Source organism: Streptomyces sp. NPDC005811 (genome assembly GCF_040630405.1).
In the GTDB taxonomy this organism is placed as follows: Bacteria; Actinomycetota; Actinomycetes; order Streptomycetales; family Streptomycetaceae; genus Streptomyces.
Genome location: NZ_JBEXXK010000008.1, coordinates 114,333 through 139,720 on the forward strand (window position 1 = coordinate 114,333; position 25,388 = coordinate 139,720).

At 74.9% G+C, this 25,388-nt stretch carries 24 protein-coding genes; 14 read left to right on the plus strand and 10 right to left on the minus strand.

What is annotated here, in order from left to right:
- Window positions 1-19 precede the first annotated feature (19 nt).
- Window positions 20-370 (minus strand): chorismate mutase, encoded by a 351-nt coding sequence (locus ABZ490_RS11125; RefSeq protein WP_055638471.1) that lies wholly within the window; start codon window positions 368-370, stop codon window positions 20-22.
- 68 nt (window positions 371-438) lie between these two features.
- On the opposite strand from ABZ490_RS11125, the gene ABZ490_RS11130 reads away from it, so the two are divergent.
- Window positions 439-1,350 carry a hypothetical protein gene (locus ABZ490_RS11130; protein ID WP_358987693.1) on the plus strand — a complete coding sequence of 304 codons (912 nt, stop codon included), beginning with the start codon at window positions 439-441 and terminating at the stop codon, window positions 1,348-1,350.
- Between the two features lie 72 nt (window positions 1,351-1,422).
- Here ABZ490_RS11130 and ABZ490_RS11135 read toward each other — a convergent pair whose 3' ends face one another.
- Window positions 1,423-2,856, minus strand: coding sequence for an MFS transporter (locus ABZ490_RS11135; protein WP_358987696.1), 1,434 nt, complete (start codon window positions 2,854-2,856; stop codon window positions 1,423-1,425).
- A gap of 131 nt (window positions 2,857-2,987) precedes the next feature.
- On the opposite strand from ABZ490_RS11135, the gene ABZ490_RS11140 reads away from it, so the two are divergent.
- Window positions 2,988-3,449, plus strand: coding sequence for a MarR family transcriptional regulator (locus tag ABZ490_RS11140; protein WP_358987699.1), 462 nt, complete (start codon window positions 2,988-2,990; stop codon window positions 3,447-3,449).
- A 24-nt stretch (window positions 3,450-3,473) separates the two neighbouring features.
- Here the strand turns inward: ABZ490_RS11140 and ABZ490_RS11145 are convergent, their stop codons facing one another.
- Both ABZ490_RS11145 and ABZ490_RS11150 read right to left on the minus strand, forming a co-directional pair.
- Window positions 3,474-4,379: an SDR family oxidoreductase gene (locus ABZ490_RS11145; protein ID WP_358987702.1), complete on the minus strand. Its 906-nt coding sequence runs from the start codon at window positions 4,377-4,379 to the stop codon at window positions 3,474-3,476.
- Complete coding sequence (locus ABZ490_RS11150) at window positions 4,376-5,134, minus strand: SDR family oxidoreductase (protein ID WP_358987705.1); 759 nt, start codon at window positions 5,132-5,134, stop codon at window positions 4,376-4,378. The genes ABZ490_RS11145 and ABZ490_RS11150 overlap by 4 nt, the downstream gene beginning before the upstream one ends.
- A 55-nt stretch (window positions 5,135-5,189) precedes the next feature.
- Between ABZ490_RS11150 and ABZ490_RS11155 the strand changes: the two genes are divergently transcribed.
- From ABZ490_RS11155 to ABZ490_RS11170, 4 genes are read left to right on the plus strand one after another with little or no spacing between them, the layout of a single operon-like run.
- Complete coding sequence (locus tag ABZ490_RS11155; protein WP_358987708.1) at window positions 5,190-5,933, plus strand: enoyl-CoA hydratase family protein; 744 nt, start codon at window positions 5,190-5,192, stop codon at window positions 5,931-5,933.
- Entirely contained in the window at window positions 5,934-6,770 is an 837-nt protein-coding gene (locus ABZ490_RS11160) for a CoA-transferase (protein ID WP_358987710.1), read from the plus strand. It begins immediately after the preceding gene.
- Window positions 6,767-7,480 carry a CoA-transferase gene (locus ABZ490_RS11165; protein ID WP_358987713.1) on the plus strand — a complete coding sequence of 238 codons (714 nt, stop codon included), beginning with the start codon at window positions 6,767-6,769 and terminating at the stop codon, window positions 7,478-7,480. Before ABZ490_RS11160 ends, ABZ490_RS11165 begins: the two co-directional genes overlap by 4 nt.
- Window positions 7,480-8,529 (plus strand): nitronate monooxygenase, encoded by a 1,050-nt coding sequence (locus tag ABZ490_RS11170; RefSeq protein ID WP_358987716.1) that lies wholly within the window; start codon window positions 7,480-7,482, stop codon window positions 8,527-8,529. Before ABZ490_RS11165 ends, ABZ490_RS11170 begins: the two co-directional genes overlap by 1 nt.
- Window positions 8,530-8,679: 150 nt before the next feature.
- On the opposite strand, the gene ABZ490_RS11175 is transcribed toward ABZ490_RS11170, so the two are convergent.
- From ABZ490_RS11175 to ABZ490_RS11185, 3 genes are read right to left on the minus strand one after another with little or no spacing between them, the layout of a single operon-like run.
- A complete protein-coding gene (locus ABZ490_RS11175; protein WP_358987719.1) occupies window positions 8,680-9,837 on the minus strand; it encodes an acetyl-CoA C-acetyltransferase in 1,158 nt (385 codons plus the stop codon).
- A gap of 17 nt (window positions 9,838-9,854) precedes the next feature.
- Window positions 9,855-10,466, minus strand: coding sequence for a TetR/AcrR family transcriptional regulator (locus tag ABZ490_RS11180; RefSeq protein WP_358987722.1), 612 nt, complete (start codon window positions 10,464-10,466; stop codon window positions 9,855-9,857).
- 15 nt (window positions 10,467-10,481) lie between these two features.
- Window positions 10,482-11,270 (minus strand): SDR family oxidoreductase, encoded by a 789-nt coding sequence (locus ABZ490_RS11185; RefSeq protein WP_358987725.1) that lies wholly within the window; start codon window positions 11,268-11,270, stop codon window positions 10,482-10,484.
- Between the two features lie 85 nt (window positions 11,271-11,355).
- Between ABZ490_RS11185 and ABZ490_RS11190 the strand changes: the two genes are divergently transcribed.
- Together ABZ490_RS11190 and ABZ490_RS11195 are read left to right on the plus strand one after the other, a co-directional pair.
- Window positions 11,356-12,495, plus strand: a complete 1,140-nt coding sequence (locus tag ABZ490_RS11190; protein ID WP_358987728.1) for an acyl-CoA dehydrogenase family protein — start codon at window positions 11,356-11,358, stop codon at window positions 12,493-12,495.
- A complete protein-coding gene (locus tag ABZ490_RS11195) occupies window positions 12,495-13,445 on the plus strand; it encodes an acyl-CoA dehydrogenase family protein (protein WP_358987731.1) in 951 nt (316 codons plus the stop codon). The genes ABZ490_RS11190 and ABZ490_RS11195 overlap by 1 nt, the downstream gene beginning before the upstream one ends.
- 3 nt (window positions 13,446-13,448) lie before the next feature.
- On the opposite strand, the gene ABZ490_RS11200 is transcribed toward ABZ490_RS11195, so the two are convergent.
- A complete protein-coding gene (locus tag ABZ490_RS11200; protein ID WP_358987734.1) occupies window positions 13,449-13,940 on the minus strand; it encodes an FBP domain-containing protein in 492 nt (163 codons plus the stop codon).
- Window positions 13,941-14,024: 84 nt separating this feature from the next.
- On the opposite strand from ABZ490_RS11200, the gene ABZ490_RS11205 reads away from it, so the two are divergent.
- Complete coding sequence (locus ABZ490_RS11205; RefSeq protein ID WP_358987736.1) at window positions 14,025-14,594, plus strand: WHG domain-containing protein; 570 nt, start codon at window positions 14,025-14,027, stop codon at window positions 14,592-14,594.
- Window positions 14,591-15,748: a GDSL-type esterase/lipase family protein gene (locus ABZ490_RS11210; RefSeq protein ID WP_358987739.1), complete on the plus strand. Its 1,158-nt coding sequence runs from the start codon at window positions 14,591-14,593 to the stop codon at window positions 15,746-15,748. Before ABZ490_RS11205 ends, ABZ490_RS11210 begins: the two co-directional genes overlap by 4 nt.
- Window positions 15,749-15,752: 4 nt before the next feature.
- Here ABZ490_RS11210 and ABZ490_RS11215 read toward each other — a convergent pair whose 3' ends face one another.
- On the minus strand, window positions 15,753-16,475 hold the full coding sequence (locus ABZ490_RS11215) for a VWA domain-containing protein (RefSeq protein ID WP_358987742.1): 723 nt from the start codon (window positions 16,473-16,475) through the stop codon (window positions 15,753-15,755).
- Window positions 16,476-16,566: 91 nt separating this feature from the next.
- Here ABZ490_RS11215 and ABZ490_RS11220 point away from each other — a divergent pair, with 91 nt between their 5' ends.
- On the plus strand, window positions 16,567-17,430 hold the full coding sequence (locus ABZ490_RS11220) for a rhomboid family intramembrane serine protease (protein ID WP_358987745.1): 864 nt from the start codon (window positions 16,567-16,569) through the stop codon (window positions 17,428-17,430).
- 42 nt (window positions 17,431-17,472) lie between these two features.
- Here ABZ490_RS11220 and ABZ490_RS11225 read toward each other — a convergent pair whose 3' ends face one another.
- Window positions 17,473-18,201, minus strand: coding sequence for an ABC transporter ATP-binding protein (locus ABZ490_RS11225; RefSeq protein ID WP_358987748.1), 729 nt, complete (start codon window positions 18,199-18,201; stop codon window positions 17,473-17,475).
- Between the two features lie 130 nt (window positions 18,202-18,331).
- Here ABZ490_RS11225 and ABZ490_RS11230 point away from each other — a divergent pair, with 130 nt between their 5' ends.
- Genes ABZ490_RS11230 through ABZ490_RS11240 form a run of 3 tightly spaced genes read left to right on the plus strand, consistent with a single transcriptional unit; the run spans window position 18,332 to window position 25,306 of the window.
- A complete protein-coding gene (locus ABZ490_RS11230; protein WP_358987751.1) occupies window positions 18,332-21,619 on the plus strand; it encodes an FtsX-like permease family protein in 3,288 nt (1,095 codons plus the stop codon).
- A gap of 1 nt (window position 21,620) precedes the next feature.
- Complete coding sequence (locus ABZ490_RS11235; protein ID WP_358987755.1) at window positions 21,621-24,341, plus strand: ABC transporter permease; 2,721 nt, start codon at window positions 21,621-21,623, stop codon at window positions 24,339-24,341.
- Window positions 24,338-25,306 (plus strand): ABC transporter ATP-binding protein, encoded by a 969-nt coding sequence (locus ABZ490_RS11240; RefSeq protein ID WP_358987758.1) that lies wholly within the window; start codon window positions 24,338-24,340, stop codon window positions 25,304-25,306. Before ABZ490_RS11235 ends, ABZ490_RS11240 begins: the two co-directional genes overlap by 4 nt.
- The last annotated feature ends 82 nt before the right edge of the window (window positions 25,307-25,388 follow it).

Here is a 25,388-nt window from a genome sequence, read left to right on the forward strand (position 1 = left end):
CGCCGTCGGGGCGGGCCGGTCAGCCGGCCGTGGGGGCGGCGGTGTCCTCGGCGATGCGCTCGTGGTGGCGGATCACCTCGGCGATGATGAAGTTGAGGAACTTCTCGGCGAACGCGGGGTCGAGCTTGGCGTTCTCGGCGAGGGTGCGCAGCCGTTCGATCTGGCGGGCCTCGCGGGTCGGGTCGGCGGCGGGCAGCTGGTGGCGGGCCTTGAGGTGGCCGACCTGCTGGGTGGCCTTGAAGCGCTCGGCGAGCATGTGGACGACGGCCGCGTCGATGTTGTCGATGCTGTCGCGCAGCCGGTCGAGTTCGGCGCGGACGGCGGGGTCGACGTCTCCGGTGCCGGTTCCGGGGGTGTTGCGGGTGGTCATGGGCGATCACCCTAGCGACCGTGTCCTCGTACAGTGGAGTCGGGTGCAGACGTCTTGGGGGTGCGGGCGTGGCCAACGGTGGACCGGTCGAGCACGGTTTTCCGCATCTGGAGACGGTGCGGGCCGCTGTCACGGCGTTGTACAGGAGGTTGTCGTACGACACGATCCACCAGTTCGCGGCGAGTGTGCCGCCGGTGGACGTGGCGTTCTGCGACACCGACGATCTGCATCTGGGGACGCAGCGGGTGGCGCGGGAGCTGGTGCGGCACTACCGGCTGCCGGACGCGCGGATGATCGTGGCGTTCCGGGAGATGGAGCACGCGGCGCATGTGGAGCTGGCGGCGGGGCCGGAGTACTTCGTCGAGCTGAACGACCGTTTCCGGACACATCGGCGGGACATCGGGGCGGCGCTGGCGCACGAGATCATGCATGTGTATCTGCACCGGCTGGATCTGTCGTTCCCGGGGACGCGGGACAACGAGATCCTCACGGACACGGCGACGACGTATCTGGGCGCGGGCTGGCTGCTGCTGGACGCCTACCGGGAGGACGCGGCCTCCTCGCAGAAGCTGGGGTATCTGACTCCGGAGGAGTTCGGGTACGTGCTGGCGAAGCGGTCGCTGGTGTTCGGGGAGGATCCGTCGGTGTGGTTCACCAGCGCCGAGGCGTACACGGCGTATGTGCGCGGCCGTGAGCGGGCTCTGCACGACGGGCGGCAGCCGCCGCTGACGGCGGCGGGGTGGGCGGGGCGGCGCCGGTACGCCCGGGACCGGCGGCACGCGCAGGGCCGTGGGCACGGCGAGGAGCACCGGCCGGTGTCGGCGGCGGACCCGCCGTACGCGTTCGCGCCGGATCCGCGGGGGCCGCTGCGGGTGACGTTCCCCTGTCCCACCTGCCATCAGCGGATCAGGGTGCCCGTGAAGGGCCGGGTCCGGGCGCGGTGCGGGCTGTGCCGGACGGTCCTGGAGTGCGACACCTAGGGACGGGTGTACGGCGTCCCGCGTACGGCGACCGGTGGACGGCGGCCGGTGCACGGCCCGGTCAGGAGCCGGTCAGGAGCCGGAGATCGCCGTGCGGGGCAGTGCCGTGCACAGCAGCGCGCACACCACGAACCCGCCGGTCACCCAGGGCATCGCGGTGCCCAGCGCCGCGGTGAGCCCTTGGTCCGCGTGGCCGAAGAACACGGTGCCGAGGATCGCCGCGCCGAGGGCGCCGCCGAACTGCTGGGCGGTGGAGAAGATCCCGGAGGCGCCGCCGGCGAGGTCGGCGGGTACGGCGGACAGGACGACGTTGACCAGGGGCACCACCAGGAAGCCGAGGCCGGCGCCGGCGACGGCCAGGCCGGGGGCGAGCGGCCAGGCACCCGTGTGGACGGCGGCGGCGTGGTCGACGGCAGCCCACACCCAGCCGAAGCCGGCGGCCATGAGCAGGGCTCCGGCGGCCAGGACGAGCCGTCCGTGGCGTACGGCGAGCGCGTCGGCGGCCGGGGCGGTGAGGAAGCCGCCGGCGGAGAAGGCGACGGTGAGCAGACCGGCCTGCATCGGGGTGTAGCCCTCGCCGGACTGGAGCCAGACGGCGAAGACGAGGAAGAAGCCCTGCATGGCGACGGAGAAGAGGAGCTGGACCAGGACGCCGACGGAGAACGCGGGGAGCCGGAAGGCGCGGGCGGGGAGGAGGGGCACGGTGGTGGCGGAGTGGCGCCGGGCCTGGAGGACGCCGAGGCCGGTGACGGTGAGCACGCCGGCGGCCAGGCAGATCCAGCCCCACAGCGGCCAGCCGTTCTCGCGTCCCTGGACGAGGGGCAGCACGATCGCGACCAGGGCGGCGGCCAGGACGAGGCTGCCGAGGGCGTCGGGGCGGCCCGCGGAGCGTTCCCTGGTGGCGGGGACGAGGAGGGCTCCGGCGACGAGGGTGATCAGGGCGACGGGCACGTTCACCAGGAACACCGACCGCCAGCCCCAGCCGAACAGGTCGGCGTCGGTGAGCACACCGCCGAGCAGCAGTCCGACGGCGGAGGCGAAGCCCGCGACGGCGCCGTACATCCCGAAGGCGGCGCCGCGTTCGCGGCCCTGGAAGAGGGTGCGGAAGGACCCGATGACCTGGGGGACGAGAACGGCGGCGAGGACGCCCTGGACGGCGCGGGCGGCGATCAGCTGGCCGGGGGTCTGGGCGGTCCCGCAGGCGAGGCTGGCCAGTCCGAAGCCGGCGGTGCCGACGAGGAAGAGGGTGCGGCGGCCGTAGCGGTCGCCGAGGTGGCCGGAGACGATCAGGACGGCGGCGAAGCCGAGGAGGTAGGCGGAGACCGTCCACTGGAGCGCGCCGGCGGAGGCGTGCAGGTCCTGGGCGATGGACGGGATCGCGACGTTGACGATGGTGGTGTCGAGGAGGTCCATCAGGGCGGCCACCATCATGACGACGGCGGCGGCCCAGCGGTGCGGATGCGGTTCCGCCGCGAGGGTCGGCGGGGCGGTGAGGGGGGCGGTCATGGGAGCCTCCGGAACGCGTGACGGATGTGCGGCGGATTTATTTCGTTCGACCTAACGAAAGACTTGCACCGGCGGCACTGCCCGCGCAAGTCGTTAGTTCGTACGAACGAAATATTTGTTAGCCTGGCCCCATGACCGACGAACGGCGGGCCGCCGCGCTGGCACACCTGATGACCGTGGGCCGGCAGCACAGCATGGTCACGGTGATGTTCCACTCGGCGATCGCGGCGAAGCAGGGGCTGAACGCCACGGAGGAGAAGACCCTCGACGTCCTCCAGCGCAAGGGCCCGCTCACCGCGAAGGACCTGGCCGAGCACACCGGACTGGCCCCGGCCTCGGTCACCGGCATGCTCGACCGGCTCGAGGCCAAGGGGTTCGTCCGCCGGGTCAAGCACCCCACGGACAAGCGGCGCGTGCTCGTCGAGCTCGACGAGGCCAAGCTCGCCGAGCTCGCGGGGTTCTTCGAGGAGTGGGCCCGTGACATCGTCCGGGCGTGCGAGGGGTTCGACGCGCAGGAGCTGGAGACGGTGAACCGGTTCCTGGAGGTCATGACGGAGGCCCAGAGCCGCGCGACGGCCCGGCTCACCGGCTGACGCGCCGGGACGTCGCGGACGGGCCTACGCCCCGTACACGGCGCCGGGCGGCTCGGCCGCCGCCAGCAGTTTCTGTACGGCCTCCCCCGCCTCCGCCGGGCTCCAGCGCGCGCCCTTGTCGGCGGTGGGGCCCGGCCGCCAGCCCTCCATCACGGTGATCCGGCCGGCCTCCGCCTCGAAGACCCGGCCGGTGACCCCCGCGCTCGCGGCGGAGCCCAGCCAGACCACGAGCGGCGAGACGTTCTCCGGGGCCATCGCGTCGAAGCCGGACTCGGGGGCCGCCATGGTCTCGGCGAAGGTGCGTTCCGTCATCCGGGTGCGGGCGGCCGGCGCGATCGCGTTGACCTGGACGCCGTAGCGGGCGAGTTCGGCGGCGGCGACCAGGGTCAGGCCGACGATCCCGGCCTTCGCCGCGCTGTAGTTGCCCTGCCCGACCGAGCCCAGCAGCCCGGCACCGCTGCCGGTGTTGACGATCCGGGCGACGGGCGCGCGCCCTGCCTTGGCCTCGGCGCGCCAGTGCGCGGCGGCGTGCTTCAGCGGCAGGAAGTGGCCCTTGAGGTGGACGCGCAGGACGGCGTCGAAGTCGTCCTCGTCCAGGTTGACCAGCATCCGGTCGCGCAGGAAGCCCGCGTTGTTGACGAGGGTGTCGAGCCGGCCGTACGTCTCCAGGGCGGTGGCGATCAGGGAGGCGGCGCCCTCGGGGGTGGCGATGTCGCCGCCGTGGGCGACCGCCTCGCCGCCCGCCGCGCGGATCTCCGCCACCACCTGTCCGGCCGGGCTGCCGGGTCCCGGCACCCCGTCCAGGCCCACGCCCAGGTCGTTGACGACGACCCGGGCACCCTCGGCCGCGAACGCACGCGCGTGCGCCCGCCCGAGGCCGCGTCCCGCGCCCGTGACGACGACCACCCGGCCGTCGCAGAGTGCTGTCATCCCACGCCTCCTTGCTGACTGTCCCGGTTGGCTGTCGCGGCGTCGAGGAACGCGGGGCGCTCCCCTCCCCCGTGCACGAGCAGACTCGCCCCGCTGATGTACGCGGCCGCGTCGGAGGCGAGGAAGACGGCCGCCGCGCCCACGTCGGCGGGCTGGGCGAGCCGGCCGAGCGGGACCGTGCGGGAGACGCCCTCGACGCCCTCGGGGCCGCCGTAGTGGAGGTGCGCCAGCTCGGTGTGGACCATGCCGACGACCAGGGTGTTGACCCGCACCTCAGGAGCCCACTCGACGGCCATCGAGCGGGCGAGGTGCTCCAGACCGGCCTTGGCGGCGCCGTAGGCCGCCGAGCCCGGTGAGGGACGGCTGCCGCTCACACTGCCGATCATCACCACCGCGCCGCCGGCCCGCCGCAGGTGCGCGTGGGCGGCGAGGGAGACGGTCAGCGGGGCGAGCAGATTGAGCTCGACCACGCGCGCGTGGCGCTCGGCCGGGGCGTCGGCCAGCGGACGGTACGGCGCGCCGCCCGCGTTGTTGACCAGCACGTCGCACCGGGGCAGCCCGGCGAAGAACTCCCGTACGGCGTCGGCGTCCCGCACGTCCAGGGCCGCGAACTCGGTCCTGGGCAGCGGGACGTCCGGGGGGCGGCGGGCGACGACCACCACCTCGGCGCCCGCGCGCGCGAAGGAGCGCGCGATGCCGGCACCCACGCCCCGGGTGCCGCCCGTGACGACGGCGACCTTCCCGTCCAGCTCCATTCGCTGCTACCTTTCCACCTAACAAACGTTTGGTGGAAAGGTAGCTGATGCTTCCATGGGTGTCTCCACCTCGTCCCCCGAAAAGGGGATTTCCCTGGTCACCGTCGACGTCCCACCGGTCAACGCGCTGCCGGTGAGCGGCTGGTTCGCGCTGGCCGACGCGGTGCGCGCGGCCGGCCGCGACCCCGGGACCCGGTGTGTGGTGCTGGCCGCCGAGGGGCGGGGGTTCAACGCGGGCGTGGACATCAAGGAGCTCCAGAGCCAGGGACCGGGCGCGCTCGTCGGCGTCAACCGCGGCTGCTTCGAGGCGTTCGCGGCGGTGTACGAGTGCGAGGTCCCGGTGGTCGCGGCGGTGCACGGCTTCTGTCTGGGCGGCGGCGTCGGGCTCGTCGGCAACGCCGACGTGATCGTGGCGAGCGAGGACGCGGTGTTCGGGCTGCCCGAGCTGGACCGGGGCGCGCTCGGCGCGGCGACCCATCTGGCCCGGCTGGTCCCCCAGCACCTGATGCGCGCCCTGTACTTCACCTCGCGCACGGTCACCGCGGCCGAGCTGCACAGGCACGGCTCGGTGTGGCGGGTGGTCGGGCGCGAGGAGCTGCGCGCGGCCGCGCTGGAGGTGGCGCGGGAGATCGCCGCCAAGGACGGGGAGCTGCTGCGGCTGGCGAAGGCGGCCCTCAACGGCATCGACCCGGTCGACGTGCGCCGCAGCTACCGCTTCGAGCAGGGGTTCACCTTCGAGGCGAGCGTCTCGGGGGTGGCCGACCGGGTCCGCGACACGTTCGGGAAGGAGCGCGGATAGGTGACCGACAAGACGATGACCGCCGAGGAGGCGGTCTCCCGGCTGGAGAGCGGCATGACCCTCGGCATCGGCGGCTGGGGCTCGCGCCGCAAGCCGATGGCCCTGGTCCGGGCCCTGCTGCGGTCCGGCGTCACCGATCTGACCGTGGTGTCGTACGGCGGCCCGGACGTCGGGATGCTGGCGGCGGCCGGGCGGATCCGCAAGCTGGTCGCCGCGTTCGCCACGCTCGACTCCATCCCCCTGGAACCGCACTACCGCGCGGCCCGTGAACGCGGTGCGTTCGAGCTGACGGAGGTGGACGAGGCGATGTTCCTGTGGGGGCTGCGGGCCGCCGCCAACCGGCTGCCGTTCCTGCCGGTGCGGGCGGGGATCGGCTCGGACGTGATGCGGGTCAACCCCGCCCTGCGGACGGTGACCTCGCCGTACGACGACGGGGAGACGTTCGTCGCGATGCCCGCCCTGCGGCTGGACGCGGCCCTGGTGCACGTCAACCGGGCCGACCGGCTGGGCAACGGGCAGTATCTGGGCCCGGACCCGTACTTCGACGACCTGTTCTGCGCGGCGGCGGACACCGCGTACGTGTCCTGCGAGCGGATCGTCGACACGGCCGAGCTGACGAAGGCGGGGCCGCCGCAGAGCCTGCTGATCAAGCGGCATGCGGTGACGGGGGTGGTGGAGGCGCCGGGCGGCGCGCACTTCACGTCCTGCGCGCCCGACTACGGCCGGGACGAGGCGTTCCAGAAGAGGTACGCGACCACGCCGTGGGAGGAGTTCGCGGCACGGTATCTGGCCGGGGACGAGGCGGCGTACCGGGCGTCCGTCGAGGAGGACGCATGACCACGCGTGCCGAGTACTGCGTGATCGCCTGCGCCGAGGCCTGGCGGGACGGCGGCGAGATCCTGGCGAGCCCGATGGGGCTGATCCCCTCCGTGGGGGCCCGGCTGGCCCGGCTCACCTTCGCGCCGGACCTGCTGCTCACGGACGGCGAGGCGACGCTCGTCCGGCCGGACGGCACCGCCGAGGGCTGGCTGCCGTACCGGCAGCATCTGGAGCTGGTCACCGGCGGGCGGCGGCACGTGATGATGGGCGCGAGCCAGATCGACCGGTACGGCAACCAGAACATCTCCTGCATCGGCGACTGGGCGCGGCCGCGGCGCCAGCTCCTCGGGGTGCGCGGGGCGCCGGTCAACACCCTGAACAACCCGACCAGTTACTGGGTGCCCAAGCACTCCCGGCGGGTGTTCGTGGAGCGGGTCGACCTGGTGTGCGGGGTCGGGTACGACCGGGCGGCCGGCGCCCGGTACCACCGCATCCCGCGGGTCGTCTCCGACCTGGGCGTCTTCGACTTCGCCACGCCGGACCGCGCGATGCGGCTGGCCTCGGTGCATCCGGGGGTGACGGTGGAGGAGGTCCGGGAGGCGACGGGGTTCGAGCTGGTCGTCCCGGACGAGGTGCCGTGCACCCGTGAGCCGACCGCCGCCGAGCTGCGGCTGATCCGCGAGGTGCTCGATCCGGGGAACACGCGCGCGCGGGAGGTCCCGCTCTGATGGAGACGGCGCTGACGCGACTGGTCGGGGTGCGGCATCCGCTCGTGCAGACCGGGATGGGCTGGGTGGCGGGGCCCCGGCTGGTGTCGGCGGTGGCGGAGGCGGGCGCGCTGGGTGTGCTGGGCTCGGCGACGATGACCGTGGACGGGCTGCGGGAGGCGGTACGGGAGGTCAAGTCCCGTACGGACGCGCCGTTCGGGGTGAATCTGCGGGCGGACGCGGGGGACGCGGGCGACCGGGTGCGGATCGTCGTCGACGAGGGGGTGCGGGTGGCGTCCTTCGCGCTGGCGCCCTCCCGGGAGCTGATCGCCGAGCTGAAGGAGGCCGGGGTCGTCGTGATCCCGTCCGTGGGGGCGCGCCGGCACGCCGAGAAGGTCGCGGCGTGGGGGGCGGACGCGGTGCTGGTGCAGGGCGGGGAGGGCGGCGGGCACACCGGTGAGGTGGCGACGAGCGTGCTGCTGCCGCAGGTGGTGGACGCGGTGGACATCCCGGTGGTGGCGGCGGGGGGCTTCTTCGACGGGCGGGGTCTGCTGGCGGCGCTGGCCTACGGGGCGGCGGGCGTGGCGATGGGCACGCGCTTCCTGCTGACGTCGGACTCGACGGTGCCGCACCCGGTGAAGGCCCGCTATCTGGCGGCGACGGTCGGGGACATCACGGTCACCCGCGCGGTGGACGGCCTTCCGCACCGCATGCTCCGCACGGACCTGGTGGACGCCCTGGAACGCTCGGGCCGCCTGCGCGCGCTGCTGCACGCGGTGCGGCGGGCGGCGGCCTTCCGGAAACTGTCGGGACTGTCCTGGCCGGGCATGGTCCGCGACGGCCTCGCCCTGCGCCACGGCAAGGACCTGTCCTGGAGTCAGGTCCTGCTGGCCGCCAACACCCCGATGCTGCTGAGATCGGCGATGGTGGACGGCCGCACGGACCTCGGCGTGATGGCCTCCGGCCAGGTCGCCGGCCTCCTGGACGACCTGCCGTCGTGCGCGGAACTGGTGGCCCGAATCATGAGGGAGGCCGAGACGGTCAGGGAACGCCTCACCGCCTCTCAATGATCGTCACGTCCACCCAACCGCCGCCCCCACCCATCGACACCCTCCCCAACGGCCCCCTCACACCGCCCGCCCCCGGGGGGCCGCACAGGCTTCGCAGGCCTGCGCCGGACTCCGTCCGCCGAAGTGGGGGCCGGGCAGGCGTCGGCGCCCTCACAGCCTCTCGATGATCGTCACGTTCGCCTGGCCGCCGCCCTCGCACATCGTCTGGAGGCCGTAGCGGCCTCCCGTGCGCTCCAGTTCGTGCAGGAGGGTGGTCATCAGTTTGGTGCCGGTGGCGCCCAGGGGGTGGCCGAGGGCGATGGCGCCGCCGTTGACGTTGACCTTGTCCGGGTCGGCGCCGGTCTCCTTCAGCCACGCGAGGACGACGGGGGCGAAGGCCTCGTTGATCTCGACGAGGTCGATGTCGTCGATGGTCAGCCCGGTCTTCTTGAAGGCGTAGGCCGTCGCCGGGATGGGCGCGGTCAGCATGCGGATGGGGTCCTCGCCGCGTACGGAGAGGTGGTGGACGCGCGCCCGGGGGGTGAGCCCGTGTTCGCGGACCGCGCGTTCGGAGGCGAGGAGCATGGCGGCGGCGCCGTCGGAGACCTGGGAGGAGCAGGCGGCGGTGACGGTCCCGCCGTCGATGACGGGCTTCAGGGCGGCCATCTTCTCCAGGGAGGTGTCCCGGCGCGGCCCCTCGTCGGCCGTCACGTCACCGAGGGCGACGGTCTCGCGGTCGAAGCGGCCCTCGTCGATGGCCCGGGCCGCCCGCCGGTGGGAGCGCAGGGCGAACTCCTCCTGGTCCCGGCGGCTGATGCCCCACTTCGCGGCGATCATCTCGGCGCCGGCGAACTGGTTGACGGGCCGGTCGCCGTAGCGGGCGCGCCAGCCCTCGCTGCCCGCGAAGGGGCCCTGGGTGAAGCCGAGGGGCTCGGCGGCCTGGCGGGTGGCGAAGGCGATGGGGATCTGCGACATGTTCTGCACCCCGCCCGCGACGACCAGGTCCTGGGTGCCGGAGAGCACGGCCTGCGCGGCGAAGTGGACGGCCTGCTGGGAGGAGCCGCACTGGCGGTCGACGGTGACGCCGGGCACCTCCTCGGGCAGCCCGGCGGCCAGCCAGCTGGTGCGGGCGATGTCCCCGGCCTGCGGTCCGACGGCGTCCAGGCAGCCGAGGACGACGTCCTCGACGGCGGCCGGGTCGACGGCCGCGCGGGCGATCAGTTCCTTCAGCACGTGTGCGCCGAGATCGGCCGGGTGGACCCCGCTCAGCCCTCCCCCGCGCCGCCCGACGGGCGTACGGACCGCTTCGACGATGTAGGCCTCGGCCATGGCAACTCCCCAGTGGGTTACGTGCGTACGGCGATCCCGTCCAGCACCATCGACAGGTACTGCCGGGCGATCTCCTCCGGACTGTGCTGTCCGCCGGGCCGGTACCAGGACGCGGCGACCCAGACGGTGTCGCGGACGAACCGGTAGGTGAGACGGACGTCGAGGTCGGCGCGGAACACCCGGAGCGCGACCCCGCGTTCCAGCGTGGCCAGCCACGCCTTCTCGAATCTGCGCTGGGACTCGGCGAGGAACGCGAACCGTTCCTGCGCGACCAGCTGTCGGCTCTCCTTCTGGTAGATCGCGACGGCGGCGCGGTGCCGGTCGATCTCCCGGAACGACTCGGTGACCAGCGCTTCCAGGGTCTCGCGGGGGCCGAGGCCGGCGTCGAGGACGGTGTCGTAGCCGTCCCACAGCTCGTCGAGGAAGGTGCGCAGGATCTCCTCCAGCATCGATTCCTTGGAGTCGAAGTGGTAGTAGAGGCTGCCGGCGAGCATGCCCGCGTGGTCGGCGATCTTGCGGACGGTGGTGGCGTTGTAGCCCTGCTCGGCGAAGACCTCGGCGGCGGTGTCGAGGAGTTCACGGCGCCGGGCGGGCGCGGCGGTCACCTGGGGCTTCTTCTTGGTCGGCACGGGCCCATTGTCGTCCTACGCGTGCTGGCTGCTGACGGAGACGGTCTCGCCCGTCAGGTACGAGGAGTAGCCGGACGCGAGGAACACGATCACGTTGGCGACCTCCCAGGGTTCGGCGTACCGGCCGAAGGCCTCGCGCGCGGTCAGCTCCCGGAGGAGTTCGGGTGTGGTCACCTTCACCAGGTGCGGATGCATGGCGAGGCTCGGCGCGACGGCGTTGACGCGGACGCCGTAGGCGGCGGCCTCGACCGCCGCGCAGCGGGTCAGCGCCATCACCCCGGCCTTGGCGGCGGCGTAGTGGGCCTGTCCGGCCTGGGCGCGCCAGCCGACGACGGAGGCGTTGTTGACGATCACGCCGCGCCCGCTGTCGCGCATCAGGCGGAGCGCGGCCCGGGTGCAGCGGAAGGTGCCGTTCAGTGTGACGTCCAGGACGCGGGTCCACTGGTCGTCGGTCATGTCGACGAGGGGGGCGGTGCCTCCGAGGCCTGCGTTGTTGACGACGACGTCGAGCCGTCCGTGCGTCTCCACGGCGGTGTCGAACAGGGCGCGGACCTGGCTGTCGTCGGTGACGTCACAGGGCGTCGCGGTGACCGAGGCCGCGCCGAACTCCCCGGCGAGTTCCGCCTCGTACTCCTTCAGGCGGCGGGTGTGGGCGTCGCTGATGACGACGCGGGCGCCCTCCTCCAGGAAGCGCCGGGCGGTGGCGCCGCCGATGCCCGCGCCGGCCGCCGCGGTGATGACGGCGGTGCGGCCCGTGAGCAGTCCGTGGCCGGGTACGTACGCCGGAGTCTCGACGTCTGTCATACCGCCACGCTAACCTACCAAACACTTGTTAGAAAAGGTCGGTCGCGCAGGAAAGGCCGGCCGCCCAGGAAAAGGGGAGCCGCTCATGGATCTCGCCCTCACCCGGGAGGAGGAGGCGTTCCGTGCCGAGGCCCGCGCCTGGCTCGACGCGCATGTGCCCGCCCTCGCGCCGCCCTCGCTGGAGACGGCCGAGGGGTTCGCGGCGCACCGCGCGTGGGAGGCCGAACTGGCCGCGGACGGCTGGTCGGTGGTGGACTGGCCCGCACGCTACGGCGGCCGGGAGTGCGGGCTGGTCCGCTGGCTGCTGTTCGAGGAGGAGTACTACGCGGCGGGCGCCCCGGGGCGCGTCAACCAGAACGGGATCAGCCTGCTGGGGCCGACCCTGCTGGAGCACGGCACACCCGAGCAGCGCGACCGGGTGCTGCCGCCGATGGCCCGCGGCGCGACCGTGTGGGCGCAGGCCTGGTCGGAGCCGGAGGCCGGTTCGGACCTGGCCTCCCTGCGCTCGCGGGCGGTCCGCACGGCGGGCGGCTGGCTGCTGAGCGGTCAGAAGACCTGGTCGTCCCGCGCGGCCTTCGCGGACCGCGCCTTCGGTCTGTTCCGCAGCGACCCGGACGCGCCGAAGCCCCACCAGGGCCTCACCTACGTGATGTTCGACCTGCGCGCGGCCGGGGTGACGGTGCGTCCGATCGGCCGGCTCGACGGGAGGCCGGCGTTCGCGGAGCTGTTCCTGGACGAGGTGTTCGTGCCGGACGAGGACGTGATCGGCGCGCCCGGGCAGGGCTGGCGGATCGCGATGTCGACGGCGGCGAACGAGCGGGGGCTGACCCTGCGCTCCCCGGGCCGCTTCCTCGCCTCGGCCGACCGCCTGTACGACCTGTGGCGCGCGACGGGCGGCCCCGCCGAGTCGGCCGCGCGGGTCGCGGACGCGCTCGTCGGGGCCCGCGCCTACCAGCTGTTCACCTACGCGGCCGCCTCCCGCTTCCTGGCGGGCGAGCGGCTCGGCCCGGAGTCCAGCCTGAACAAGGTCTTCTGGTCGGAGTACGACATCGCGCTGCACGAGACGGCGCTCGACCTGCTGGCCGGGGACGGCGAGCGGGCGGACACCGAGTGGGCGGAGCGGTATGTGTTCTCGCTGGCCGGTCCGATCTACGCGGGCACCAACGAGATCCAGCGCGACATCGTCGCCGAGCGGCTGCTCGGCCTGCCGAAGGGACGCCGCTGATGCGCTTCCTCCTCGACGCCGAGCAGCGGGCGTTCGCCGGTTCGCTGGACGCGCTGCTGACGGCGTCCGGCACGCCGCGGACGGTGCGGGAGTGGAGCCGGGGGGACCACGCGGGCGGGCGGGCGCTGTGGTCGCGGCTCGCCGACGCGGGGGTGTTCGCGCTGGCGGTCCCGGAGGAGTACGAGGGGCTGGGGCGCCGGCCGGTCGACCTGGCCGTGGCGTTCGTGGAGCTGGGGCGGCACGCGGTACCGGGTCCGCTGGTGGAGACGGTGACCGCGGCGGCCCTGATCCGTGAACCGGGGCCCGCGAAGCGGCTGTTGCCGGCGCTGGCGGCGGGCGGTTCGGTGGCGACGGTGGCGTACGAGGGGGCGTACGCGCTCGACGGCGACCTGGCGGACGTACGGCTGTCCGTCACGGCCGACGGGGTGCGGCTGGCCCCGGGGCACGACCCCGTTCGGCCCTCCCTGGACCCGGCGCGGCGGCTGACCCGGCTGCGGCCGGGCGGAGAGCTGCTCGCCGCCGGGCCGCCCCCGCCGGAGGCCCTGCTGCTGGCCCGGCTCACCACCGCCGCCCAGGCGCTCGGGGTCGGTCTCGCGCTGCTGGAGCGGACGGTGGCGTATGTGCGGCAGCGCACGCAGTTCGGGGTCGCGGTGGGGTCGTTCCAGGCGGTCAAGCACCGGCTGGCGGACGCGCGCATCGCGCTGGAGTTCGCCCGGCCGCTGGTGCTGGGCGCCGCCGTGACGATGGCGCCGGCGGACGTGGCGGCGGCGAAGCTGACCGCCTGCGAGGCGGCGTACGCCTGTGCGCGCACGGCGCTTCAGCTCCACGGCGCGATCGGGTACACGCAGGAGTACGACCTTTCGCTGTGGCTGACCAAGGCGCGGGCGCTGCGGTCGGCGTGGGGCAGCCCCGGGGAGTGCCGGGCGGAGGTGCTGGCGGCGCGCGGCTGAGGGTCAGCCGGTCACCTTGGCGATGAAGGCGGCGAGGTGCGTCACCGTCCGCCGGATCTTCTCCTCCAGGGTGATCGTCTCGGGCAGCCGGGCGCCGATGCCGGCGTCGCGCAGTCCGCGCACATAGAGGGAGCAGGCGAGGTCGGCGCAGAGGTAGGCGCCGACCGAGTTGCCCTGCTGGCCCGCCCGGCCCGCCTTGGGGGCGACCATCAGGGCGACGCCGCCGGAGTGGGTGGTCAGGCACATCGAGCACATGCTGCGCCGGGCCTGCCCGACGGCACCGGCGGAGGCGCGCAGGGCGAGGGCCGTGGGACGGCCGTCCCGTTCGGCGACGAGGTAGGCCCGGTCGGGGGCCCGGGGGTCGCGCCAGCCGAGGTAGTCCAGGTCGTCCCAGGGCCGCTCGGCCAGGTCGCGCGGGACGGAGAGGCGCTTGGCCTCGCCCTTGGTGCAGTTCACGAAGGCGGCGCGGATCTGCTGCTCGGTCAGGGGCTTCATAAAGTCGACGGTAATTTGCCTAAAGCTTTTAGGCAAATACATACTTGCTTCAGGCCAAGGATGAAGAGGGAAGGGAGAATCCACATGGTGCGGATCGGGCTGACCACGGACCGCCTGGTGCGGGCGGGCGCCGAGCTGGCCGACGAGGTCGGCTTCGACGAGGTGACCGTCTCGGCGCTGGCCAGACGGTTCGACGTCAAGGTGGCGAGTCTGTACTCCCATCTCCGCAACTCCCAGGACCTGCGGACCCGGATCGCCCTGCTCGCCCTGGAGGAGCTCGCCGACCGGGCCTCCGAGGCGCTGGCCGGACGGGCCGGCAAGGACGCCCTGAGCGCGCTGGCCAACGTCTACCGCGACTACGCCCATGAGCACCCCGGCCGCTACGCCGCCGCCCAGCTCCGGCTCGACCCGGAGACGGCCGCCGCGAGCGCGGGAGTCCGGCACGCGCAGATGACCCGGGCCATCCTGCGCGGCTACGACCTCGCGGAACCGGACCGGACCCATGCGGTCCGCCTCCTCGGCAGCGTCTTCCACGGCTATGTCAGCCTGGAGCTGGGCGGCGGCTTCAGCCACAGCGCCCCGGACACGGACGAGACCTGGACCCGCGTCCTGGACGCCCTCGACGCGCTGCTGCGCACCTGGCCCGCCGTATGACCGGGCCAGCGTGGATCACCACGCCGGTCACCGCGGACCTGCTGCGCGGCGCCCTGGACGTCGAGCGCACCGAGCACGGCGTCCTGCCGCACCGGCTGCCGGCCCGGGCCCGCGCCCAGTGCTCCGACGGACAGCTGCTCATGGCCGAGTCCCAGCCCTCGGGCGTACGGCTGGTCTTCCGCACCGCCGCCACCACCGTGGAACTGGACGCCCTGCCCACCCGGCGGGCCTATGTGGGCGCGCCGCCCCGGCCGGACGGCGTGTACGACCTGCTCGTCGACGGCCGCCCGGCCGGGCACGCGAGCGTGACGGGCGGCGGCCACACGCTGACCGTCGACCTGGCGTCCGGGACCGGCGACCTCCGCCCCGGGAAGCCGGGCACCGTCCGTTTCGCCGGGCTGCCGGGCGGGACGAAGGACATCGAGATCTGGCTCCCGCACAACGAGACCACCGAGCTGCTCACGCTGCGCACCGACGCCCCGGTCGGGCCCGCCCGGCCCTCGGGCCGCAAGGTGTGGCTGCACCACGGCAGTTCGATCAGTCACGGCTCCGACGCGGCGACCCCGACGGGCGTCTGGCCGGCGGTCGCGGCGCGGCTCGCCGGGCTGGAGCTGATCAACCTCGGCCTGGGCGGCAGCGCCCTGCTCGACCCGTTCACCGCCCGCGCCCTGCGCGACACGCCCGCCGACCTGATCAGCGTCAAGATCGGCATCAACCTGGTCAACACCGATCTGATGCGGCTGCGCGCCTTCGGCCCCGCCGTCCACGGCTTCCTCGACACGATCCGCGAGGGCCGGCCGACCGTCCCGCTGGTGGTCGTCTCACCGATCCTGTGCCCCCTGCACGAGGACACCCCCGGCCCGACGGCCCTGGACTTCACCACGGTCGCCTCGGGGCAGCCGTGGTTCCAGCCGATGGGCGACCCCGCCGAGGTGGCGTTCGGCAAGCTGACCCTGCGCGTCGTCCGCGACGAACTCGCCCGCCTGGTCGAGCAGCGCGCGGCCGACGACCCGCACCTGCACTACCTGGACGGCCGCGAGCTGTACGGCGAGGCCGACGCCGCCGAACTCCCGCTCCCCGACGGCCTCCACCCGGACGCGGCGACCCACCGTCGCATGGGAGAGCGCTTCGCCGAACGGCTGCCCACCTGGTAGCACGCTACGGCCGTACGATCCCCGCCGCCCGTGCCGCCACCAGCCACTTCGGGAACTCGCCCACCAGCCGGTCGTACAGCTCCGCGTCGGAGACCCGGCGCGGATCCGGACCCGCGTGGAAGAAGCCGGCGTTGTCGACCACCCGCTTGCCGGGCACGGCGAGCTCGTCGAGCTTGCGCAGGAAGTCGAACTGCTTGCTGCCCCGGTCGCCGAAGCCGACGAACTGCCAGAACAGAGGCAGCCGGGCCGCCTTGCACAGATAGCGTTCGGCGGCGAGCTTGTTGATCGGCCCGCCGTCGGTCTGGAAGACGACGAGGGCGGGCTCGCGCGCACCGCTGTCGAGGTAGTGGTCGATGACCGCGTCCATCGCCAGGTGGTAGCTGGTCTTGCCCATGTGCCCGAGCCCGGCCGCGATCCGCTCCACCCGGCCCTGGTGGGAGGCGAGTTCGATGTCGGTGACGGCGTCGACGTCGGTGGAGAAGAACACCACGGGGACCCGGCCGTCGTCGTCGAGGTGCGCGGAGAGGCCCAGCACCCGGTCGGCCAGCGCCTGGACACTGCCGTCCTGGTAGTACGGTTTCATCGAGCCCGAGTAGTCGACCACCAGGTAGACGGCGGCCCGTTGCCCGTCGAGACCGTGCTTCGTGAGGGACACCCCGGCGCTCTTGTAGAGGTTCACCAGCGCGGGAGCGGTCTCCTGGACCTTGCTCAGACTGATCGCGACCATGGCCCCCACCCTCCCACATCAGCCGCGTTCGCTATTTTGTTCGCTCTTGCCGAGAAGCGCCCAGCCGAGAAGCGCCCAGAGGAGCCGGTCCGTGGAGTCCGAGTCCACCGTCACCACCTGCTACCGCCATCCCCAGGTGGAGTCCTACGTCAGCTGCACCCGCTGCGAGCGGTTCATCTGCCCGGACTGCATGCGGGAGGCGGCCGTCGGCCACCAGTGCCCCGAGTGCGTGAAGGAGGGCGCGCGGTCGGTGCGCCGGGCCCGCACCGTCGTGGGCGGCCAGATATCGGCGGTGCCGCTGGTGACGTACGTGCTGATCGGGCTCAACGTGCTCGCGTATCTGGCGGAGGTGGTGGACGCGGACGTCGTCGACCGGTTCGCGATGCTCGGCAGCACGCCGCGGGGTTACGTCCCCTGGGGCGTCGCGCACGGCGAGTGGTACCGGCTGCTCACCGGGGCGTTCCTGCATCAGCCGCCGACCCAGGGCACGTTCGGGATCCTGCACATCGTGATGAACATGGTGTCGCTGTGGTATCTGGGCCGTGTGGTGGAGTCCCGGCTCGGCCGGATCCGCTACCTCGCGCTCTACCTGCTGTCGGCGCTCGGCGGTTCGGTGCTGGTGCTGCTGATCGTCCCCATGGTCTTCACGGTCGGCGCCTCCGGCGCGGTCTTCGGCGTGGGCGCCGCCTACTACGTCCTGGCGCGCCGCCTGGGCGCCGACATGAACCAGGTCAACCGGTTCATGGCGGGCCTGCTGCTGTGGCTGGTGGTCTCCGCGGGCCTGACCTCCTGGCAGGGACACCTCGGCGGCCTGTTGGCCGGCGGCGCGGTGGCCCTGGCCTTCGCCCACGCGCCCCGGGACGGGCGGCGGCCGTGGATCCAGGCGGGGGCGTGCGTGGCGCTGCTGGTGCTGCTGGTGGTGTGCGCGTGGGCGAAGGTCCACCAGCTCACCTGATCAGGGGCTCTCGATCAGGGGCTCTCGATCAGGGGTTCTTGATCAGGGGCTCTCGACCACCTCGCCGTCGGCGAGCTCCAGCACCCGGTCGGCGAGGCCCAGGAGTTGCGGGTCGTGGGTGGCGACGAGGGCCGTGACGTCCTCGCTGCGCACCACGGCCCGCAGCAGCTCCATCACCGCGAGGCCGGTGGCGGCGTCGAGCTGGCCGGTCGGCTCGTCGGCGAGCAGCAGAGCGGGCCGGTTGGCGAGGGCGCGGGCGATGGCGACCCGCTGCTGCTGGCCGCCGGACAGCTCGGCCGGCCGCTGAGTCTCGTGGCCGGCGAGCCCCACCAGGGCCAGCAGCAGGGCCACCCGCTCCTCGCGTTCACGCGACTCGGCCCGGCGCAGGCGCAGCGGCACCCCCACGTTCTCGGCGGCGGTGAGGATGGGGATGAGCCCGAAGGACTGGAAGACGAAGCCGATCCGGTCGCGGCGCAGCTCCAGCAGCCCGCTCTCGCCGAGCTCCGACAGATCGGTGCCGTCGAGGACGATCCGGCCGCGCTGCGGGGAGTCGAGGCCGCCGATGAGATGCAGCAGGGTCGTCTTTCCGGAGCCCGAACGGCCCTTGAGGGCGACCAGTTCGCCGCGCCGGACGGCGAAGGACGCCCCGCGCAGCGCGTGGACGGCGGCGGCGCCCGTGCCGTAGGAGTGGTGCAGATCCTCCACCAGGAGCATGGGGTCCGCCGCACGATCGGTGGTGCCGGTCGCGAGGGCGGCGGTGTTCTCCGTCATCCCGGCATCACATCCGGTGCCCGCCCGCACCGTCAAGAGCCGTAGGCATCCGGCACCGCACACATGTGCCCGACCGGTAACTCCGTGATATGCATGCCGCCTAGGGGACTTCGGGGGGAGCGGGGGACGCGTGACGGGCTTCTTGGTGCTGCGCGTGCGCGCGCACCGGCTGCTGCTCGCCGCCGCCCTGCTCGCGGTGCTGCTGACCGCCTCCGTGCTCGCCGCCCTCGCCGCGTTCTCCGGTTCCGTCGGCGACGCCGCCCTGCGCGGCACGCTCGGCGGACGGGCCGCGGCCTCGGCGGCGCTGGTGGTCGACACGGACGCGTCCCGGGACGAGACGGCGGCGGAGGTGACCCGGCGGGCGCGGGAGGCGTTCGGCGGGCTGCCGGTGACCGTGCGCGCGCTGGAGCGCTCGACGGCGTACGCCCTGCCCGGGACCCCGCGGGCAGGGCAGCCGGACCTCACCTTCCTCGGCACCCTGGACACCTCCCGGATCCGGCTGGTCGCGGGCGCGCTGCCCGGACCGGCGGCCGGGACCGCGCCGGTGCCGGTCGCGCTGCCCGAGGCGGCCGCCGACCGGCTGGGGCTGAGGCCCGGGGCCCGGGTGGAGCTCACCGACCGGCTGACGGGGAAGCCCCTCGCGGTCCGGGTGACCGGGGTCTACCGGGCGGCCGACACCGCCGACCCGTACTGGCAGGCGGACACCCTCGCCGGACACGGGGTGCGCACGGTCGTCTTCACCACCTACGGCCCGCTGCTCACCGACGCCTCCGTGCTCGCGTCGGGCCGCGCCGCCCTCGACGGCACCACCTGGGTGGCGACGGCCGACTACCGCACGCTCACCACCGCCGGCATCGACCGGCTGAGCGCGGCGAACGCACGGGCCGCCGGGGAGCTGCGCACGGCGCTCGGGGAGAGCGCGTCCGTGCACAGCGAACTGCCCGCCCTGCTCGACCGGACCGCGCGGGCCCTGCTCGTCTCCCGCTCCACCCTGATGATCGTCTCGGTGCAACTGGTGCTGCTCGCCGGGTACGCGCTGCTGCTGGTGGCCCGGCTCCTCGACGGCGAGCGGGCGGGCGAGACCGAACTGCTGCGCGCCCGGGGCGGATCGCGCGGCCGGATCGCCGGACTCGCCGCGCTGGAGGCGCTGCTGCTGGCGGTGCCGGCCGCGGCCGGCGCCGCGCTGCTGTCCGGTCCGCTGGCCCGGCTGCTCGCCCACTGGTCCTCGCTCGACCGGATCGGGCTGCGCCTCGACGCGGCCCCCGCGGGCCGGGTGTGGCTGGTCGCGGGCGCGGTGGCCGCGGCCTGCGCGACGGCGGTCGTAGCGCCCGCGCTGGCGGCGACGGCCCAGGCGCCCGTACGGCTGCGGCGGATCCGGGCCACGGCCTCGGCCGCGCCGGTGCGCGCCGGAGCCGATGCCGCGCTGCTGCTGATCGCCGGGATCGCCTACTGGCAGCTCGGCCGACGGTCCGACGCGGACGGCGGCGCGCTCAGCCGGGACCGGGCCGGGGAGCTGGGCGTGGATCCGCTGCTGGTCGCCGCGCCCGCGCTGGCGCTGCTGGCGGGCACGGTGCTGACGCTGCGGCTGCTGCCGCTCGCGGCCCGGCTCGCGGAGCGGCGGTCGGCGAGCGGCCGGGGGCTGCCGGCGGCGCTCGCGGGCTGGCAGTTCAGCCGGCGTCCGCTGCGCGGGGCGGGTCCCGTGCTGCTGCTGGTCGTCGCGGTGGCGACGGGGATGCTGGCGATCGGGCACGGCGCGTCCTGGGACCGGTCGCAGGACGACCAGGCCGACTTCCGCACCGGCGCGTCCGTGCGGGTCCTCGACACCCGGCCGGGCAGCCCCGGCCAGACCGGTCTGTACGCCGCGCTGCCCGGGGCCCGCGACGCCGCCCCCGCGCACCGCACCACCCTGGACCTCTCCGGCGGCCGGACCGCCACGGTCCTCGCCCTGGACACCGCGCACGCCGGGGAGGATCTGCTGCTGCGCGGCGATCTCGCCGGGGAGACCCCGTCCCGGCTGCTGCGGGCGCTGGCCCCCGCCGGGCAGGACACCGACCGCGCGATCCGGCTGCCCGACGGCACCCGGCGGCTCGCGCTCGACGTGCGAATCACCGACGTCACGGACCCGAAGAACCGCCCCTCCGGTCTCGCGGCGCAGCTCACCCTGGTCGTCGAGGACGGCTACGGCATCGCCTACCGGATGAGCGCCGGGAAGATCCCCGTCGACGGCCGGGTGCACCGGGCCGCCGTGGACCTGGACCGGACGGCGACCGGCGGCCGGGCCGCCCCGGCCGGGCCGGTGCGGCTGACCGGGCTGCAACTCGACGGCACCTCTCCCGAGGGTCGTCCCCAGGGCCACCGGCTCACCGTCGAACGCCTGCTCGCCACCGGCCCGGACGGCGCCGCGCGGACCGTCCCGGCGCCCGCCGGACTGCGCTGGTCGGGTGGCTGGACCGTGGCGGTGAACGGCGCGGTCATGGCCCGCACGGTGCTGAGGCCCCTGACCGCCCGGGCGCCGCTGACCGTCGAGTACGCCACGGGCGTCGACAACGGACGCGGCCTCGCCCCGCCGACGTTCACCGTCCGCGTCGACACGGCCGGCGCCCCGGCCGCGGCGAGTCTGCCCGGCCTCGCCACCGAGGGGTTCCTGCGCTCCGCCGGCGCGAAGGTCGGCGACGGCATCGACGTGACGCTGGCCGGGGAGCGGCTGCGGGTGCGGATCGTCCGGTCCGTCGAGGCCCTGCCGACGACCGCCGCCGGCCCGGAAGGGCGGGCCGTGGACGGCGGGGCGCTGCTGCTCGATCTGCGGGCCGTGGACGCGGCGCTGGCCCGGCGGGCGAGTGTGCCGCTCACCCCGAACGAGTGGTGGGTGGACGCCGCCCCCGGCCGGGCCGCCCGGGTCGCCGCCGCGCTGCGGGCGCGTCCCGATCTCACCGCGGACCAGGTGCTGGTGCGTGACGAGACCGCCGCCGCACTGCTGCGGGACCCGCTCGGCGCCGGGCCCCGCTCGGCCCTGACGGCGGTCGCGGCGGCCGCCGTGGCCCTGGCGGCCGGGGGGTTCGCGGTGAGCGCGGCCGGGGCGCGCCGGGAGCGGTCGGCGGAGTTCGCGGTGCTGCGGGCGCTGGGCGCGCCGCGCCGGGACCTCGCCCGGCTGGTCGCGACCGAGCAGAGCCTGCTCGTCGGGGCCGGACTGCTCGCCGGGCTGGGTCTGGGGACCGTGCTGACCCGGGCCGTCGTCCCGCTGATCGTGCTGACCTCCGACGCGACGACGCCCGTCCCGCCCGTCCTGGTGGAGCTGCCGCTGCCGAGGGTGGCGCTGCTGCTCGCGGGGGTCGCCGCCCCGCTCCTGCTGATCACCGCCGTCTCCGCGCTGCGCCGGACGGAACCCGCGGTCGCGCTGCGCCACCAGGGGGAGGACTGAGATGCGCCCGGACCGTCATGGCGCGCCCTGGGTGCGCACCCGGCTGCGGACCGCGCCGGTGGCCGCCGTCGCCTTCGGTGCGCTGGTGCTGCTCACCGCGTTCCTCGCGGCCCTGCTGCCCCGGGCCGCCGAGTCGTACGGGACGCGGGGGCTGCGCGAGGCCGTCGCCGACGCTCCCCCGGCGTCCACGGTGCTGGAGCTGAAGGCCCCGCAGCCGGGGCTCGAACTGCCGCAGGCGGCCCGGGAGGAGGCCGTGCGGCCCGGGGCGCTCGCGGCCGTCGACGCCAGGGCCTCGGCCGCGCTGCCCGGACCGCTGCGGGCGGACGCGGCCGAGTCCGCCTACGGGGTGCGGACCGCGAAGAGCCTGAAGGCGCAGGAGGCGTCCCTGCCCCGGCCCGACGGACTGCCGCCCCGGTTCACCCTGCTGACGCAGTCGGGGATCGCGGGGCACGCCACCGTGCGTGAGGGCCGGCTGCCCGCCGCCGAGGAGCCGGTGACGGCGGACACCCGGGTGCTGGAAGGCGCCGTGACCGAGGGGACCGCCCGGACGCTGGGGCTGCGGGCCGGCTCCACCGTCACGCTGGACGGGTTCACCGGCGCACCGCTGACCGTCCGGATCACCGGGATCCTCGCGCCGCGGCATCCGCGGGGGAGTTACTGGGCGGTGGAGCCGACCCTGCGCACCCCCGCCCTGGCCTACATCAAGGAGACTCCGCCCCAGTTCTACTGGGAGGCGGCCCTGCTGCTGCCGCCCGAGGCGGCGCCGGCGCTGCTGGGCGGCCGGGGCGAGCCGGAGAAGTACTGGCGGATCGCGCCCGCCACCGCGGGGCTCACCGGGCGGGACGCCACCCCGCTCGTCGACGCGGTCGCCTCGCTGGAGGGCGGGCCCGGGCTGCTGCGGCTGCGCGCGGCGGCCGGTCCCACCGCCGCGCTCTCCACCGGGCTGGAGCAGGTCGTCGGGGCCGGCACCGCGGTCCGTGACGCGATCACGCCCGTGGTGGCCGTCGGCGCCGTCGGGATCGCCGCGGTCGCCGTCGTCGTCCTGGTCATGAGCGCCGGTCTGGCGGCCGCCCGCCGTGAGCGGGAACTGGCCCTGCTGCGGGCCCGGGGCGGCTCCCTGCGCGGTATCGCGGGGCGGCTGCTGGGCGAGACGGCCGTGGTGGCGGTGCCCTCGGCGGCCGGCGGACTGCTGCTCGCCGTGGTCGCGGTGGACGGGGCGCGGCTGCTGCCCGCGGTGCTCGGCGCGGGCGCCGTGGCGGTGCTCGCCTGTGCGGCGCTCCCGGTGCGCGCGGTCGTCGCCCACCGCAGACCGCGGGCGCATCAGGAGCGGGACGACCTCGCCCACGCCCGGCCCGGCGCACGCCGCACCGTCGCCGAACTGACCCTGCTGGTGCTGGCCGTGGGCTCGGTGGCGGCGCTGCGCCGCCGGGGCACGGGCGCGTCGGGCGATCTGCTGGTGAGCGCGGCGCCGGTGCTGGTCGGGCTGGTCGCCGCGCTGATCCTCGTACGGCTGTATCCGCTGCCGCTGCGGTGGGCCGCCGGGCCGGCCGCGCGGCTGCGGGGCGCGGTCGGGTTCCTGGCGCTGGCCCGTGCGGGCCGCTCCTCGGCCGGGGTCGCGGCGCTGCCGCTGCTCGCCCTGCTGACGGCCCTGACGACGGCGGCGTTCGGGGGGTCCGTGCTGTCGGGGGTCGCGGATGCCCGGGACCGGGCCGCGCTGCTGACGACGGGCGCGGACGCGCGCATCTCGACGACCGACGGCACCCCGCTCCCGGCGGACCTGGTGCGGGCGGTGCGGGGCGTGGCGGGGGTACGGGAGGTGGCGGGCGTAAGGATCGAGCGGGCCTCGACGAGCGCGTCCGACGAGACGCATCCGCTGACCGTGGTCGGGGTCGAGCCCGACGCGTACGCGAGGCTGGCCCGGCAGGTCGGGCTCGGCGGTTTCCCGGACGGGCGGCTGACGTCGGCGGGCGGGGTGCTGGACGCCGTCGCCTCGCCCGGGGTCGCCGAACGGCTGGGGCGGGCGGCGCGCCGGATCGTGACGCCGGGCGGGGTCGTCACCGTGCGGATCACGGCGGTGCGCGACCGGACGCCCGCCGTGCCCGAGGGGGAGTTCCTGCTGGTCGACGCGGCGGGGCTGAAGGGTTCCGGTGGTCCTACGACCCTGCTGGCGGCCGGTGCCGGACTCGACGCGCGGGCGCTGCGGGCGGCCGTGCGCGGGGCGGACCGCACGGTGACGGTGCGCGCCGAGGAACGCGCGGTGCTGTCCGACACCCCGCTCCAGGAGGGCGCCGGGCGGATCTACGGCTGGGCGGTCGTCGCGGGCGCCGGGTACGCCGTACTCGCGCTGGTGCTGTCGCTGCTGCGGGCCGCGCCGGAGCGGGCCGCGCTGCTGGCCCGGCTGCGCACGCTGGGCCTGACGACCCGCCAGGGCCGGCGGTTGCTCGGGCTGGAGGCGCTGCCCCAGGCGCTGATCGCGGCCGGCGGGGGTGTGGCCGTCGGCTGGGCCACCGTCCGGCTGCTCGCGCCGGGCGTCGACCTGGACCGGCTGGCCCTGCCGGCCGGCACCACCGTGCACGGCGCGGCCCTGCGGACCGACCTGTGGTCGCTGGTGCTGCCCGCCGCGGGCGCGGTGCTGCTGGCGGGCGCGGTGGCCGTCGGGCAGGCCTGGTGGGCGGGGCGCCGGACACCGATCACCCATCTCAGGGCGGGAGACATGCGATGAGCGGGACCACACGGTCGCTGGCGGAGCTGGAGCGGCGGGCGGCGGACCGGCGGGACCGGCCCGTGTACGGGCACGACGCGCTGATCGCGTGCGACCGGCTGGTGCGGATCTTCGCGGGGCACGGGGGCGGGCGCGGCGGCGGGGACGCGGTGGAGGTGCAGGCGCTCCAGGGGCTCGATCTGCTGGTCCGGGAGGGCGAGCTGATGGCGCTGGTCGGCGCGTCCGGCAGCGGCAAGTCGACGCTGATGAACATCCTCGCGGGCCTGGACGTCCCCACGGCGGGCTCGGCGCGGGTGGCGGGCCGCGATCTGCTGGCGATGGACGCGAAGGCGCGGCTGCGGTACCGGCGTGAGGTGGTGGGCTTCGTGTGGCAGCAGACGGCGCGGAATCTGCTGCCGTATCTGACGGCCGCCCAGAACGTGACGCTGCCGATGCAGCTGGCGGGGGTGCGGCGCGGGAAGCGGGGCGGGCGGGCGGCGGAGCTGCTGGCGCTGCTCGGGGTCGCCGACTGCGCCGAGCGGTATCCGCGGCAGCTGTCCGGGGGCCAGCAGCAGCGGGTCGCGATCGCCGTGGCCCTCGCCAACGCGCCCTCGGTGCTGCTCGCCGACGAGCCCACCGGTGAGCTGGACTCGGCGACCGGGCAGCAGGTGTTCGCCGCGTTCCGGCGGGCCAACGAGGAGCTGGGGACGACGATCGTCGTGGTCACCCACGACCAGGCGGTGGCCGGGGAGGTCCGGCGCACGGTCGCGATCCGTGACGGCCGCACCTCGACGGAGGTGCTGCGGCGCACGGAGGTCGACGAGGAGGGCCGGGAGTCCCTGGTGGCGCGGGAGTACGCGATGCTCGACCGGGCGGGACGGCTTCAGCTGCCCGCCGAGTACACGGCCGCGCTGGACATGGCGGACCGGGTGCTGCTGGAGCTGGAGGAGGACCACATCCAGGTGTGGCCGGACGGGAACAGCTGAAGCTCGCGCGCACATGCGGCGGCGCCTGCCAGTTCGTCCGGTCGGGGACAGTGAGGCAGGCGCCGGCCTGTGTTCCGTACGC